This is a genomic window from Pseudofrankia inefficax, assembly GCF_000166135.1.
Classification (GTDB): domain Bacteria; phylum Actinomycetota; class Actinomycetes; order Frankiales; family Frankiaceae; genus Pseudofrankia; species Pseudofrankia inefficax.
On record NC_014666.1, the window covers coordinates 503,998 to 518,034 of the forward strand.

13 protein-coding genes and 1 tRNA gene are annotated in these 14,037 nt (G+C 69.8%); 8 read left to right on the forward strand and 6 right to left on the reverse strand.

Going from position 1 to position 14,037, the window contains the following annotated elements; all coding sequences use genetic code 11:
- Window positions 1–86: 86 nt before the first annotated feature.
- Window positions 87–1,538, reverse strand: a complete 1,452-nt coding sequence (locus tag FRAEUI1C_RS02060) for a serine/threonine-protein kinase (RefSeq protein ID WP_013421618.1) — start codon at window positions 1,536–1,538, stop codon at window positions 87–89.
- 668 nt (window positions 1,539–2,206) lie between these two features.
- Here FRAEUI1C_RS02060 and FRAEUI1C_RS02065 point away from each other — a divergent pair.
- A tRNA-Thr gene (locus tag FRAEUI1C_RS02065) sits at window positions 2,207–2,282 on the forward strand.
- 87 nt (window positions 2,283–2,369) lie between these two features.
- On the opposite strand, the gene FRAEUI1C_RS02070 is transcribed toward FRAEUI1C_RS02065, so the two are convergent.
- Window positions 2,370–2,834 (reverse strand): hypothetical protein, encoded by a 465-nt coding sequence (locus FRAEUI1C_RS02070; RefSeq protein ID WP_013421619.1) that lies wholly within the window; start codon window positions 2,832–2,834, stop codon window positions 2,370–2,372.
- Window positions 2,835–3,054: 220 nt separating this feature from the next.
- Here FRAEUI1C_RS02070 and FRAEUI1C_RS02075 point away from each other — a divergent pair, with 220 nt between their 5' ends.
- Together FRAEUI1C_RS02075 and FRAEUI1C_RS02080 are read left to right on the forward strand one after the other, a co-directional pair.
- Complete coding sequence (locus tag FRAEUI1C_RS02075) at window positions 3,055–3,612, forward strand: DUF4142 domain-containing protein (RefSeq protein ID WP_013421620.1); 558 nt, start codon at window positions 3,055–3,057, stop codon at window positions 3,610–3,612.
- An 87-nt stretch (window positions 3,613–3,699) separates the two neighbouring features.
- Window positions 3,700–3,930 (forward strand): hypothetical protein, encoded by a 231-nt coding sequence (locus FRAEUI1C_RS02080; protein ID WP_013421621.1) that lies wholly within the window; start codon window positions 3,700–3,702, stop codon window positions 3,928–3,930.
- Window positions 3,931–4,635: 705 nt separating this feature from the next.
- Here the strand turns inward: FRAEUI1C_RS02080 and FRAEUI1C_RS02085 are convergent.
- The 3 genes from FRAEUI1C_RS02085 to FRAEUI1C_RS38875 all read right to left on the reverse strand — a co-directional run bounded on the left by FRAEUI1C_RS02085 (window position 4,636) and on the right by FRAEUI1C_RS38875 (window position 6,145).
- Entirely contained in the window at window positions 4,636–5,259 is a 624-nt protein-coding gene (locus FRAEUI1C_RS02085) for a maleylpyruvate isomerase N-terminal domain-containing protein (RefSeq protein WP_013421622.1), read from the reverse strand.
- Window positions 5,260–5,445: 186 nt separating this feature from the next.
- On the reverse strand, window positions 5,446–5,793 hold the full coding sequence (locus tag FRAEUI1C_RS39285; RefSeq protein ID WP_157734780.1) for a hypothetical protein: 348 nt from the start codon (window positions 5,791–5,793) through the stop codon (window positions 5,446–5,448).
- Between the two features lie 25 nt (window positions 5,794–5,818).
- The gene (locus FRAEUI1C_RS38875) at window positions 5,819–6,145 is read right to left on the reverse strand and encodes a phosphotransferase (RefSeq protein ID WP_232425270.1); all 327 of its coding nucleotides are present in this window, start codon (window positions 6,143–6,145) and stop codon (window positions 5,819–5,821) included.
- A 381-nt stretch (window positions 6,146–6,526) separates the two neighbouring features.
- Here FRAEUI1C_RS38875 and fxsT point away from each other — a divergent pair, with 381 nt between their 5' ends.
- On the forward strand, window positions 6,527–9,049 hold the full coding sequence (fxsT, locus tag FRAEUI1C_RS02095) for an FxSxx-COOH system tetratricopeptide repeat protein (protein ID WP_198318691.1): 2,523 nt from the start codon (window positions 6,527–6,529) through the stop codon (window positions 9,047–9,049).
- Window positions 9,050–9,421: 372 nt separating this feature from the next.
- Here fxsT and FRAEUI1C_RS02100 read toward each other — a convergent pair whose 3' ends face one another.
- Window positions 9,422–10,000 carry a TetR/AcrR family transcriptional regulator gene (locus FRAEUI1C_RS02100; RefSeq protein ID WP_013421624.1) on the reverse strand — a complete coding sequence of 193 codons (579 nt, stop codon included), beginning with the start codon at window positions 9,998–10,000 and terminating at the stop codon, window positions 9,422–9,424.
- Between the two features lie 85 nt (window positions 10,001–10,085).
- On the opposite strand from FRAEUI1C_RS02100, the gene FRAEUI1C_RS02105 reads away from it, so the two are divergent.
- The 4 genes from FRAEUI1C_RS02105 to FRAEUI1C_RS02120 all read left to right on the forward strand — a co-directional run bounded on the left by FRAEUI1C_RS02105 (window position 10,086) and on the right by FRAEUI1C_RS02120 (window position 13,975).
- Window positions 10,086–10,967 carry an SDR family oxidoreductase gene (locus tag FRAEUI1C_RS02105; RefSeq protein WP_013421625.1) on the forward strand — a complete coding sequence of 294 codons (882 nt, stop codon included), beginning with the start codon at window positions 10,086–10,088 and terminating at the stop codon, window positions 10,965–10,967.
- A gap of 430 nt (window positions 10,968–11,397) precedes the next feature.
- Window positions 11,398–11,847 carry a PPOX class F420-dependent oxidoreductase gene (locus FRAEUI1C_RS02110; RefSeq protein WP_013421626.1) on the forward strand — a complete coding sequence of 150 codons (450 nt, stop codon included), beginning with the start codon at window positions 11,398–11,400 and terminating at the stop codon, window positions 11,845–11,847.
- A 207-nt stretch (window positions 11,848–12,054) separates the two neighbouring features.
- Window positions 12,055–13,020: an MBL fold metallo-hydrolase gene (locus FRAEUI1C_RS02115; RefSeq protein WP_013421627.1), complete on the forward strand. Its 966-nt coding sequence runs from the start codon at window positions 12,055–12,057 to the stop codon at window positions 13,018–13,020.
- A gap of 13 nt (window positions 13,021–13,033) precedes the next feature.
- Window positions 13,034–13,975: a fumarylacetoacetate hydrolase family protein gene (locus tag FRAEUI1C_RS02120; RefSeq protein WP_013421628.1), complete on the forward strand. Its 942-nt coding sequence runs from the start codon at window positions 13,034–13,036 to the stop codon at window positions 13,973–13,975.
- Window positions 13,976–14,037 lie beyond the last annotated feature (62 nt).

Below are 14,037 nucleotides of genomic sequence, written 5' to 3' on the forward strand. Positions count from 1 at the left end.
CCCGATGGGCCGCCGCACCCGGACGACGTCACTGGCGTCCGCCGTCGCAACTACCGCGCGCAGACCTGCCGGTGGCCCCGGCTGGGTCAGTGGGCCGGCGTGGAGGTGGCGCTGGCCGGTGGCGGGTCGGGGGCCGGTCCCCCCAGAAGCAGGTACAGGAGCCCGCCGAGTAGTCCTCGATCGGGCGAGGCCGGGGGAGTGGTCTGGGCTGGGGCGAGACTGGGTGTAACGGTGGCGCTGAGCTCCGTCGCCGGCACGGTGTGACTCACCGTCGTCGACAGGCGCGGCGAGGCTGAGACCTGCGGTGTGATGGTCGCCTGCGGCGCTTCGGCGAGGTTGGTGAGCGTCGGGGCCAGGGACGTGGACACGGCGCCGGTCGCGGCCAGCCCGTGCCGGTGACCGAGGACGAGGAGCAGCGCACCTACGAGGACCAGCAGTGTCGCCACCGCGCCGGCGGCGAGGATCCCGGCCGTCACGCGAGGAACGCGGCCGGCCGGGACCGTGCGGCTGGCTGGGGCGGGGATCTCGAGATCCTCGGTACTGGTCTCCTCGACCAGGTGGGTCCCCGGCTCGCGACCCCGTCGCGCCAGCGTCGTCGCGGCGGCCCTCCGGTAACTACTGATCTCGGCGGCGATGGTGTCGGGGAGCCAGCCTTCGCCGAGCAGGCCACGGTAGGTCGTTGGAACGGTGACGCTGTCGAGCCGTACCGCGAGCTCCATGGACAGCCTGCGACACAGGTCGATGATCTCTTCGCAGCTCGCGCGCTGCGCCGGAGCCTTCGCGAGGCAGCGCGTGAGGACCAGCGGCAGCGGCCACGGAACCTGATCCCAGTCGGGCTCGCCGTACTCGATGCGGTGAAACACGGTGCCGTCGCCGCCGAACGGATAGTCACCCGTCGCCGCGAAATAGGCGGTAGAGCCGAGGGAGAAGATGTCCGACGCACGGCCGACCTGGCCGTTCTCGACCTGCTCCGGCGACATGAACACGGGCGTGCCCACCGCCACTCCGGGCCGGCTGAGCTCTCGGCTCGTGCCCTCGGTCGCCCGGGCCAGACCGAAGTCGATGACCAGCGGCCCTTCCGCCGCGACCATGACATTGCCCGGTTTGAGATCACGGTGGATGACGCCGGCCTGGTGAATGGACTCCAATGCCTCCGCGACCCCGGCGAGCAGCCCGAGCACAGTACGGGCCGGCAACGGGCCAGCGTGCCGGACCGCTGCCGAGAGGTTCGGCGCGGGTATGTACGCCGTGGCGACCCAGGGGCGGGCGGCATCGGGATTGGCGTCGACCACCGGAACGGTGTACGCGCCCTGCACTCGCCGGGCGATGGCGACCTCCGCGGCGAACCGGCGCCGGAAATCGGCGTGGTCGGCGAACTCGGGCCGGATCAGCTTCAACGCGATCGGCCGTCCGGCCCGGCTGGTCGCCAGGAACACCGTGCCCATGCCGCCCTCACCGATCCGAGCGCGCAGCTCATAGCCGCTCACCACGCGCGGATCGGCATCCAGCAGGGGCAGGAAAAGCCGGTCGTTGGTCACCCGCCGTCCTCGGCTGAAAGGAGAATGGCTAGACCCGTCCGGGCTTCCTTGCCCGACGGGATCGGTCCGCGTGGGCGGGATCGTTGGCTCCTCACAGCCGGCTGACGCCCAAGGCCACCGTGGGGTCAACCCGCAGAACGGTCCGTTACCAGTCCGCCGTGGCCTACAGCGCGGCCAGGTCCCATCCAACCGGTCCGAACGGGTATGTCACGGATTGCACTGTATCGAACCCGCCGAGACACTGCTCCGTCGGTCGAAGCCGGGCGCGCCCCGGGCCGCAACGGCGAGCCCGTGGCGTCGTGGTGGCTTGAGCCTCGGCCGCTCCTCGTGCCGCAGCGGGCATGGTTAGCCTCGTCCCGAGACCAGCAAGATCGCTGCTTTCGCCCTCGCGTGGTTGTAACCACACGGGTTTTGTGACCATGCGAGGGCCGAAGTCGCGATCAAGCCACCGAGTTGGCCTCGCCGGACCCGGCACTGGCCACTGTCAGGCCTCCGGCCACCGTCCGAGAGCCTGCCTGACTGCGTCCGCGAGTCTGGCTGACCGCCGCCCGTACCCCGCCCGGTCGCGGCCGGCGGCGCGGCCGGCGGCCAGCCTGCGATCTCGGCGTGCCGTCTCAGGCCCAGCGTTGCTCCGGGACCATGCCACCTCGGGTACCGTGGACGACGATGCCGGTGTGGCGCAATTGGTAGCGCACTCGACTTGTAATCGAAAGGTTAGGGGTTCGAGTCCCCTCACCGGCTCCATCAGCATCGCGCTGGCCTGCGGGTTCGCGATTTCCTCTCAGTGACGATCGAATGTCTCCCGATCCCGTCTACATCTGTCTCCCGTTCTCACTTCCGAAGCCAGCCGAGCGCGAGATGGCAGGCGCCCGCGGTCCGGGGCCGGTCGCGTGGGGAGATCAGGTGGAAAGCCTCGTCGGCCCCGTCCAGGCAGCCTGCTGCCTCGACGAGCAGCTGTTCGCAGGCCCGCGGCTCGTGGAGTATCGCCTGGGCTTCCGCCGCGTGCAGCATGGCCAGACCCGCCAGAATCCCGCTCGCTCCCCGGGTGGCCTTGATGGCCCGGGCGGCGAGCGGCAGGACCGCATCTGGTCGCCGTTCCCCGTAGAGCGCCACGATCGTGGAACGCGGTAACGCCAGACCGTCGATCGTCGGCTTTCCCACCTCGCAGCCTGTCTGCGCGGCTCGATCCAGGTGCAGCTTGGCGCTGGCGTGGTCGCGGCGCTGGGAGGCATCCCACAGCAGCTGGCCCATCAGGATCGACGCCCCGCCTTCGACCACCAGCACCTCACGCCGCACCCGCGCGCCACCGGCCAGACCCCGGAGCTCCGGAGGCCGGAGGGAGGGTCCGCTGAGACACGTCCCAATTCGGCGAGCTCATCCCGCTTCTTCGAACGCGCTGAGCGAGGTCAGCCGGAAGGCTCGGGTTCACGCTGCGTGAGGTTACGCGAACCCAGCTTGGGTACTCACCGTAACCATGACAGCACAGAAAGCGAAGCGCTGGGAGGGTGGGGCGCGGATGAAGCCGCTGGTCCGCCTCGGCATCGGTGTGAGCTGTGCGGTGGCGGTCGCGGGGCTACCCACGCCCGCGCGGGCGGCGTCGGCCCCGACCAGTCGTCCGCCGACGATGGTGATATCCCAGCAGGACCGCACGTGGATGGTCGACTTCGCTCGGGGCAACCGCTTCGAGATCTATAGCGGTGGCCTCGCTGCCCGCAAGGGCGTCCGCCCCGACACCCGCGCGGTGGGCCGGCGGCTCGTATCCGACCACACCACGGCGCTCGCCGCGCTGAAGCAGCTCGCCCTCCAGCTGCGGGTCTCGCTGCCGACCACGCTGTCCGCCGACCAGCAGCGCGAGTTGCGCAAGCTCGGATCGCTGCACGGCATTGCGTTCGACCGCGAGTTCCTCACCTTCGAGATCGCCGATCATCGCAAGGTCATCGGCGCGACGGTCCAGGTCTCCCGGACTGGGACAAACCCACAGGTCAAGGCCTTTGCCCGCCACAACCTACCGACCCTGCGTACTCATCTCAGGTTGGCCCAGGACGCCCTGACGGAACTTCCACCGGTCCACTGACTGCGGCAGCGCTCAGCCGCTTGCACAGTCAGGCGCCCTCAGTCGGTGGCGGACGCGACTGCGCCCGCCACCGACTGAGGGTTGGTCATGTCGAATCCTGGGGAGCCGTTCGGCGGGCTCGGCGGTGACGCGGCCAGAGGCTTCGGGGCGCACTTCGAGCAGGCGCAGAAGATGCAGGCCGCGATGATCGACGCGCAACAGGAGCTCACGACACCTCAGGCGCCGCATTTGAGCTGGGCGAGGCGGGCAGCGAGCACGTCGGCGGGCTCTTCCGGCACCCGCACCTCCGAACACGCCACGAACCCGGAAGGCGGCTGAGACGAGGGCTATACCGCAGCAGCGCATCGACCTCCCGGTCAGGTTCTCGCCAGCGGCCCAGACCCATCCGTAGCCGATCAACGGCGTCGAAGAAGCCGGCGAGGACGGTTGGCGGCATTGAATTTCGACGAGGGTTCTCGACGCCCTCTCCCGGGATATCAGGCGGCTGCTAGCGGGTGTCGGCAGACGACCGTTTGCCGACAAGATCGAACGGTACGCGGGCCTACGGAGCGCGTGGCACAGCGCGAACCGCAGGTACCACGGCACCGCCACCGTGATCGCTCCAGGCGGGAACGGAACCCGGTGAACTCCGAGACCGGGACCGGCAAGCGAACACGGCAGCGACCCATCACTCGATCACGCCCGCCCGTCGAGACCGACCACGATCCCGATCCGCGCAACAGTCCTGTCGTCGGGCATCAGACGGGTTCTGGATCGGTCCCTGCGCAACTTCCCTCGCGTCCCTGTCGGAGTTGTGCCTGCCAACAAATACGTCCGGGTAGGTCAGACGGCATGTTCGTTCGAAGGTCAGAACTCTCTGCGGGGCGCTGCCGGGGATCGGCTGAACCGGTCGTCCGCGAAATCATGGACCGGGCCAAAGCGACCGGCCGCCGACCGTCCTTCCATGTCGCGCTCTGCCGCCCCGGCCAGGCCCGCCCGCTCCGTCGTGCCCGCCCGCTCCGCCCCGTGCCCGCCCGCTCCCGCTCAGGTCAGGACCGGGAACAGGTCGGCCGCGCTCCGACCGGTCGCGGCCTCGATGAAGTCGACCGGCGGTGCCATCTCGGCGAGCAGCGCCGTCGTATGCGCTAGGCCGTCGGCGGGTACGTTCGGCGCCTGGCCAAGCGCGCGATGAAGGTCGAGCAGGTGCACGGTCGCCTCCACGATGCCGATACTGACGGCCTCGTCGAGGCGGAGGATCGCCTGCCCGAAGTAGTCCACGGCGACGGGGCCTAGCTGGCGCGCGGTCGCGATCGCCCGCGGTCCGGCGCTGGCGAACTGCTCGACCATCTGCTCGGTGGTGTACTTGGCCGCGTCCTCGAGGGCACGGGCCGCGGACCAGTCCCGCAGGCGGTTGGCGCTTCCGTCCGGGGTGTTGAAGTCGCGTAGGAGCGCAGCGGCTGTGGCGTGCGTGGGTTCTGCGTCCCGGACCCGGTCGACCAGGCTCGTGAAGGCGAGCGGCCATGATCCGACATGCGCGTACAGGCTCCGCACGTCCCAGGTGCCAAGCCGAGTCGGCCGCACCCAGTGCTCGTCGGCCATCGCCAGGCCGTGTTCCGCCCAGACCGACCAGAGCGTGTCGAGCGTGGTGAGGCGATCCTCGATCGTCATGCCTAGATGCTACTGACGGGCGACGAAACTGCTGGAAAGTAGCCAGGCAAGGACTCGATAGTTGTCAACCGCAGCCGCGAGGACAGCTGAGCCTATCGGCGTGGTGTCCGTGCTGGTGGCGATGGTGGCATTGCCCTTCGGTATCGACGCTACGTACCGGCGAGTCAGCGGCCGGTCAACCGGGGCCTAGCCCGGACCTTTTCGTGTCAGGATCTGCAACCGACTCTGTTCCTGTCGAAAAATGCGTCCGGGCCGGTCAGGCGGCGTGTTGGTATTCGTGCAGAATGCCGGTGCAGCGATCATTTTGATGGATGAGGAGTTGGGTGAGTCGGCCCGGATCGCTGATCGGTTCGGGCGGTGGTTGGAGCGTTCGGGACCGACTCGGCGGCGGCGAGTCCGGCGCGACTCGCGCGTCGGCAAGTCGTCGGTCAATAGCTCGACGTGCGCGTTCGATCGGTTCCGCTCGCACACGACGGCGTACTGCGCGTTGGCGAGGAACAAGGCAGCCTGAATGTCGAAGGCAAATTGGGCCACGTCCTCCTTCGGGTTAATCGCCCCCTCAGCTCGCGCGTCGCGGGTGGCGCCTTCGATACGGGTGGACAGCCGAGCCGCGAAGCCGACCAGCGTCGGGCAGGAGCCTGTCGCCGAAGTCAACGATGCCCGCGAGGGTCCCGTCCGCGACGACGACGTTCGCGGGATGCAAGTCGCCGTGCACCCACATCCGCGGACCCTCCCACTCAGGAGCCGCCACCGCGTCGTCCCACACCGCCCGGATGTCGTCCTCGGCGACGCGGCCGAGGTCCACGGCGTGCAGGAAGCTCTCGAAGCCGTGCGTGCATTTCCTGGGGTGAGCGCCGACCTTGGTAGTGGTGTCGTCGGCGTTCACGGCCTCGCCTGCGGCGATGGCGCACTGGCGTCGACCTTCGCTCCGCCATGCCGCGCGTCGCCACACCGTCACCGTCGAACCCGGACCGGCGCACGACCCGCGGCCTCGTGACGAGACAGGAGAGTCGCCGGGGCGCGGGCAGTCTGGCTGCCGGTGGACGCGACCCGACTCGGCACGCTGAACCAACTCGCCGGCCGCGCCGGCACCCCCAGTTCCGACATCATTGACGCCGACGAGCAAACCCGTTCCCCCTCGGCCCCTGGACGACCGGCCGTGACACGCTCCGGCCACCCCCAGCACCGCCTGCCGAGCGGACTATGCCAGGGCATCGTTCTCCTGACTGCCATGCAACGCGCATGCTCAGGCCGGCAGGGTGAAATAGTGAGCGGCAGCGATGTACTACGCGGGTCCGAGGCGAAAAGGCTGCCGGGGGGTGGCGTGGCGGAGAGGCTCACCGATGAACAGGTGGAGACGCTCGCTCACCTGATCACCGACCCGTTCGCGGCCCGCCAGCTGGTCGCGGCAGCCGGAATCCCCATGGCCGATCAGCCGTGGAGCACGCACTCGCCACGGATGTTCTGGACGGAGGTCTCGGCCGCGTTCGCGAACGGCGCCGCCGTCGACGGAGCTCAGCGCCTACTGACCCTCGCGCGTGACCAGTTTCCCGCCAACATCGTTCTCGCAGGGCCGCCCGTGTTTGCGCCGGCCGGCGCAAACACGTCGCCGCGGCCCGCAGTCTGGAATATTCCGCCGCGACCGGCCCGCTTCGTCGGGCGTGCCGACCTGCTCACCGCACTCGCCGGCCATCTGAGCGTCGGGGGAGATACCCCGGGCATCGCGGCCGTCACCGGGATGGGCGGCGTAGGGAAGACCGCGCTCGCGATCGAGTACGCCCACCGTCAACGATTGGCATTCGACGTCGTCTGGTGGATACCCGCGCAGCGCGCCGAACTCCTGGACACACACCTCGCCGCGCTCGGCCAGCAGCTGGGATTGCCCGCCGACGCGAAACCACTCACGGTCCTCGCGCAGCTGCGGCGCACCGCTGTCACCTGGCTTCTGGTGTTCGACGACGTCGATGACCCTGCGACGGTGATGCCGTATAGGCCGACGGACGGACACGGCCGGATGCTCGTGACTTCCCGGCAGCGGGGGTGGCGCGGCATCGGCGCGGCGATCGACGTCCCGACACTCACGCGCCCCGAGTCGATCGCTCTCCTGACCGGCCACCTCCCCGACGCCGACCCGCCGGCCGCCAACCACGTGGCCGAGCTGCTCGGCGATCTGGCACTCGCTGTCGAGCAGGCCGCGGCCTTCTGCGAGCGAACCGGCATCCCGCTCGTGGACCTGGCCCATCTGCTAGTCGAACGCCTCGATGAGGCGTTGGCCCTCGGCGAAGTCGTCGAACGCCCCGAGGTCACCGTCGCCACGCTCTGGGACCTCTCGGTACGTCGCCTCGCCGCCGAGCAACCCGCGGCGGTCGCCCTGCTGGAACTGCTCGCACTGTGCGCACCCGACCCGCTGCCACTGGACCTGCTCGCCGAGCACGCCGAGCAGCTCAGCGACAGCCGGCTCTCGCACGCTGTCCGCGACCCGCTCACCTGGGCCCGCACGGTCGGCGCCCTCGTCAGCTACAGCCTGGCCACCCGCGACGACACCACCATCTGGGTACACCGCCTCGTCCAGGCCGCGACCCGCCGCCAGATGCACGATGCGCACCAGGAGCACCTTCTCGCCGACCTTCTCGCGCTCCTCGAGGCCGATCTGCCCGAGGACATCACGCTCACTCCGCAGAGCTGGCCTCGCTGGCGGCTGCTGCTCCCACACGTGCGTGCCGCACTGGCCCGGGCGAGCGTCCCCGCTGACCGAAACTGGACCACCGCGCCGTACCCACCAGCCACCCGCGACGCGATCTGCTCACTGTCGGACCGCACGGCGACCTACCTCACCGAGCACGGCCGCCCCACCGAGGCCCTGCCGCTCTACAACCAAAGCCTCGCCATCACAGAGACAATCCATGGCCGCGACAATCCGCGCGCCGCTCCGATCCTCCTTCATCTCGCATCGGCGCTGCGCGTCCTAGGGCGGTACAGGGAGGCCCTACCGCTGAATCAACGCGCCGTGACTCTGACCGAAACCACGTTCGGCACAGAAGACCCCCGGACGGGAGAGGCACGCAACAATCTCGCCGTAACACTAGGTAACCTGGGGCGTTTTGATGAGGCCCTGTCGTCGTACGAGAAGGCGCTTTCTATTGCCGAGGCCACCTATGGTCCCGACGATTTCAGGGTCAGTATTGTCCTGGGCAATATGGCGGGTGCGTTCTACCACCTGAAGCGCACCGACCAGGCGTTGCCGCTGATCAGGCGCGCAGCAGCCATCACCGAGAGCTGCCGTGGACCCGACCATCCTCAGGTCGCGGTCGCCCTGAACATGTTGGCGATGACGCTAACTCACCGACGCCACCACGGCGAGGTCATAGAGCTTTTGCAACGGGTCCTAGCCATCAACGAGGCGGCCTACGGACCCGGCCACCCCGAAGTCGCGGCAAACGTGAACAACCTGGCGCTGACCCTGCGCTATTCCGGACGAGCCGCCGAAGCGCTTCCGCTATTCGATCGGGCCCTGGCAATCTCCGAAGCCACCTTCGGCCCCAACCACCCCGAGGTCGCCCGCACCCAGCACAACCGCGCACTGGCGCTCGCCGACCTCGGACAAACAGCCGAAGCGCTCGCACTCGTGCGCCATGCTCTCACCATCGCGGAAGCCACCTACGGCCCCGAACACCCCTACAGCGCAGAAGCTCGCAACAACCTCGGAATTATCTACATCCGGCACCGGCACCCCTGGCTGCCGCGACTAACCAGAGCCGCGAAGCGCCGCCGCGGACCTGCACGGTCCTGATCTCAACCGCCCCGCCCCGGCGGACGCCCCGCCTCACAGCCCGCCACCGCGCGCCCTGTGGCTGCGTCTCCCCGGCACCGCACCGGCCGCCCGTCCGCCCGCACCGGCTGGCGTTCATCACCACCGACCGTGCGCCTTACAGGAAGTCCCGCCATGCGACTCGACCAGCACGCCGTCCGCTCGCCGACCACTCCCACACGGTGTTCGGCGCAGCGGCGACCCGAGACCAGCAGCGACGCCCGGCCGGCAGCCGCTACGCATCGTGACGGCAAACAGTCTCGATCTTGCGACTCTGCCAGCATCGCGGGCCTGCCCCGGTCCAGAAGGAGCAAGGAGCTCTGGGTGCCGGGCGAGGGGTCCCGCGCGGACTGATCAGCCCAGTGAGGCGGCTGCGGTGCGCAGCTCGTCCAGGGCAGCCAGCGCGTGCTGCGCCAGTCCTGTGCCGTCGTCACGGTCGCCCTCGGACCACCGGGTGTAGCCCCGCTTGAACGCGAGGATCCCCATTTCGCCCGCCAGGTGCGCAGTCGGCTCGGGGACGCCGCGGGCGATGAGCGCCGCCGTCATGGCGGCTGCGAGACCGACACTCTTGAGGGTGTCGCGCTCCTGAAGTTCGGTGCTGGCTGCCACGGCTGCCTTGAGGCGGGGGCCGAGCTCGCGGTTCGCCGGTCCCATCTCGCCCGATGCGCGCTCGAGGCCGGCCGCGACCGCATCGAGCGGGCTGGCGTTCGCGGGCGCCTCGATGATCCCGTCGGCGAGCAGCCTGCTCAGGGTCTCCTGGCCGGCGACCAGGAGTTCGCGCTTGTCGGAGAAGTGCCGGAAGAAGGTGCTCCTGGTCACCCCGGCGCGCTCGGCGATCTGCGCCACCGTGGTGGCGTCGTATCCCTGCTCGGCGAACAGGTCGACGGCCGCGGCAACGAGCCGCTGGGTCGCCCCCGGTTGCCATCGAGCCATGAGTGCATCATAGGTGACGGGACTAGTGTCCCGTCGCTTTGGTACAGTGATGGGACTGTAGTCCCGTTACTTCGGAGAGAGCCTCATGCATGTTTTCGTCACCGGCGGTACCGGCACCATCGGCTCCGCCGTCGTCGCTGAACTGCTCCGCAACGGCCACACGGTTCTCGCCCTGGCCCGCTCGGACGCCTCCGCGCGGACCCTCAAGGACGCCGGCGCAGACCCACTGCGCGGAGAGATCGCAGACCTCGACGTCCTGCGGGCCGGCGCCGCCCAGTCCGACGGCGTGATCAGCCTGGCGTTCAGCCGCGACTACAGCGACCCGGGCACGCTCGCCCAGGCCGTCGCTCAGGAGAGCGCCGCTCTCGCCGCACTGGGCAACGAGCTGACCGGGAGCGGCCGGCCGATCGTCACTGTTTCGGGCACGCCCTGGGTACCGGGCCGCGCCTCCACCGAGGCCGACCCGCTGCCGACCGACGGACCGGTGGGCGGGCGCGGCCGTTCCGTCAACGCGCTGCTGGAGCTGGCCTCGCGCGGTGTGCGGACCTCGGCGGTCCGCATGCCGCGCACCGTGCACAACAAGGGCAGGGGCGGATTCGCCGGCCTGCTGGTCGACCAGGCGCGCCGCACAGCAGTGGCCGGCTACCCGGGCGACGGCACCCAGCGCTGGCCGGCCGTGCACGCTCTGGACGCAGCGGTCCTGTTCCGGCTGGCCCTCGAGTCGGCACCAGCCGGGACGTCCTGGCACGCCGTCGCCGACGAGGGTGACGCGGTGCGAGACATCGCAGCAGTCATCGGCCGCCGCCTGGGCCTGCCGGTCGAGGCGATACCGGAGGGGGACTTCGGTCCGTTCGGCCCGATCTTCGCGATGGACCAGCCGGCGTCCAGTGCCCGCACCCGCGACGCCCTCGGCTGGCATCCGACGCACCCCGGCCTGCTCGAGGACCTGGAGAACATCCAGCCCTGAAGCCTGCGCGAGCTGAGGAAGTCACGGGTGATCCCAGCGCGGGGCGGATCGCTGCCGAGCCGCGGCGACAAGCACCCCGACACCTGCGTTCGACCTGATCCTCTGCGTGTGGGGGTGGTGATGGCCGCGTCCCGCCGGGTGTTGATGATGACGGTGTGCGTGACGTGGACGCCACGTCCGTCACTGGGTCGACGGTGCGGAGGTGCGCGAACCCACGTCAGCCATGTCCTGACCCACCACATCCTGGGAAGTGCCATCGGAACCTGGCAGGCCTGTATTGCGCCTGATGACACCAAGCCTGGGAATCGCCTGGCAGCGCGAGAAACCTGAATCGGGCAGACGTAATGGCGTCTTGCCGGCCGTCGAGGCGTCAACCGTGAGCCTCAAGCGGCTTGACCTCAAGCGCAGTTGAGGTCGGAGCCTAGGAGCCATGACCGCCACCGACGATCCCGCGACGATCGCACCCGGCTCCCGGGTGTTCAGCGACAGCGAACTCAGCTACCTCGCCGGCCAGCGGCTCGGCCGGCTCGCCACCGTGGCGCCCGACAACAGCCCACAGAACTCGCCGGTCGGCTTTCAGGTCCGCCCGGATGGCGTCGTAGAGATCTACGGCTACAACCTCGGCGCCTCCCGCAAGTTCCGCAATGTCGCGGCGACCGGCGTCGTCTCGCTGGTTGTCGACGACATCGCTTCGGTGGATCCGTGGCGGGTGCGGGGAGTCGAGATTCGTGGCACTGCTGCAGCGGTCACGGATATCGAACCGCCTCAGCCGTGGTTGAGCCACGAGGTCATTCGGATCCACCCGCGCCGGGTCCTGTCCTGGGGGCTCGACGCAGACGTCGAAGGCCTGCAGGCGCGCACCATAGCGGCCGACGCCTAGCCCGGCCGAGGAGCGGTCGGCCGATTGGGCCCAGGACTCGGCGCGGACCCAGTCGCGGCCTGTGCGCCGGTGTCGACCTAGGCTGAGATCAGGGACACCCAGCGATCGCAACCGGTCCGGCTGGGTGTCGGCGGCCCTACCGCTCGGCGGGAGCTGATGCGGTCCGCGGCCGCTCTGACACCGACGTCACCAAGGGCAGGCGATGACATGCCGACACCACCCAACCAGCTTGCCGACCGGAACCCGGCGGCCGCGCCCGACGCAGCGCGGTTGGAGGAGGTAAGGCCGGGCGTGCACGCCTGGGTGCAGCCGGACGGGTCCTGGTGGGTCAACAACGCCGGCGCGGTGGGCGGCGCCGAGGGCTTGCTGGTCATCGACACCTGCGCGACCGCGGACCGTACCCAGCGATTTCTCACCGCCCTGGCTGACGCCACCGGTGGCGCCCCGATCCGGCTGGCCGTGAACACGCACCAGCATGGCGACCACACCTACGGCAACAGCCTCCTGCCCGCGGCGACGGTGCTGATCGGCCATGAGGAGATGCGGGAGGGCCTGCGCACCGACTTCATCATCGACGGCTGCCCGGCGTTCTGGGCGCCGGTGCCCGACTGGGGGCCGATCGAGCGACGCCTGCCGGACGTCGCGATCACGGCCTCTACGACGGTGTACGTCGGCGAGCGGCGGGTCGATCTGCTCCACCCCGGCGGCCCGGCTCACACGACCGGCGACCTCGTCGCGTGGCTCCCCGACGACCGCGTCCTGTTCGCCGGTGATCTGGTTTTCGCCGGTCTGACCCCGTTGGTGTTCATGGGCTCGGTCACGGGAGCGCTTGCCGCGGTCGACTGGCTGGCCGACCTGGAGCCTGAGGTGATCGTGCCCGGTCACGGTCCGGTGCTGGTCGGCGGCGAGATCGACCGTGTTCTTAACGAGCACCGGCGGTACTACGAGTTCGTCCTGGCGCTGGCCGAAGGTGGTCTGGCGCGCGGCGCGACGCCGCTTGAGGTCGCGGGCGCCGTGGACCTCGGCGAGTTCGCCGGCTGGGCGGACGCCGAACGACTGGTCCTCAATCTGCATCGCGACTACGCGGATCGCGCCGGACAGGAGATCGACCTGGTCGCGGCGCTGTGCGACGCGGTGACCTGGCTCGGTCACCCCATGCCGACGTCCGTCTGAACGGCGGCGATCCGTGCGTTTCGTGACCTACGTCGATGATGACGGCGACCGCGTCGGTGTAGTCGCCGACGGCCAGGTGCACGCCCTGCCCTCGGGCGTCACGCTGCTGGATCTGCTCCGTGCCGAGGACGGTCTGCGGGAGGCCGGGGAACGGGCGCTCGCGTCGCCCAGTGCCGTGCGGCCGTACTCGGACGTGCGGCTACGCGCCCCGCTGCCCACACCGCCCACCGTCCGCGACTTCATGACCTTCGAGCGGCACCTCGAAGGGGTCCTCCTCCTGGGCGGCGCGACGGTCCCCGAACGGTGGTACGAGGCTCCGGCCTTCTACTTCACCAATCCCTACGCGGTACGCGGCCCGCACGACGACGTGCCGGTGCCGCCCGGCTGCCAGCTTTTCGACCTTGAGCTCGAGGTCGCCGCGGTGGTCGGCCGCACCGGCCGGGACGTGTCCCCGGAGGCGGGCGATTCCTACATCGCGGGGTACACGATCATGAACGACTGGTCGGCGCGGGACCTCCAGTTCGCCGAGATGGAGGTCAGGCTCGGCCCGACGAAAGGCAAGGACACCGCGACCACGCTTGGGCCGATGCTGGTCACGCCGGACGAGCTCCAGGACTGGGCGGCCGGTACCAGCTACGACCTGGCCATGACCGTTGAGATCAACGGCGAGCTGATCGGCGAGGACCGGTTGTCCTCGATGGCGTTCACGTTCGGCGACCTGGTCGCCTACGCCTCCCGTGGCACCGAGGTCCGGCCCGGCGACGTGCTCGGCTCCGGCACGTGCGGCGGAGGGTGCCTGGCCGAGTTGTGGGGTCGAAACGGCTTTGACGCCCATCCACCACTGCGACCCGGCGACCTCGTCACCGTCAGCGTCGAGCAGTTGGGCGCGCTGACCACCCGCATCACGGCCGGGACGGACCCGGTGCCGATCCCAGCGGCCCGACGCCGCGGATGACCGAGGCCGAGCCGGCTCGGTGGGGTGATGATGGGGCTGCGGGAGCACGCCGTGGTCCTGGC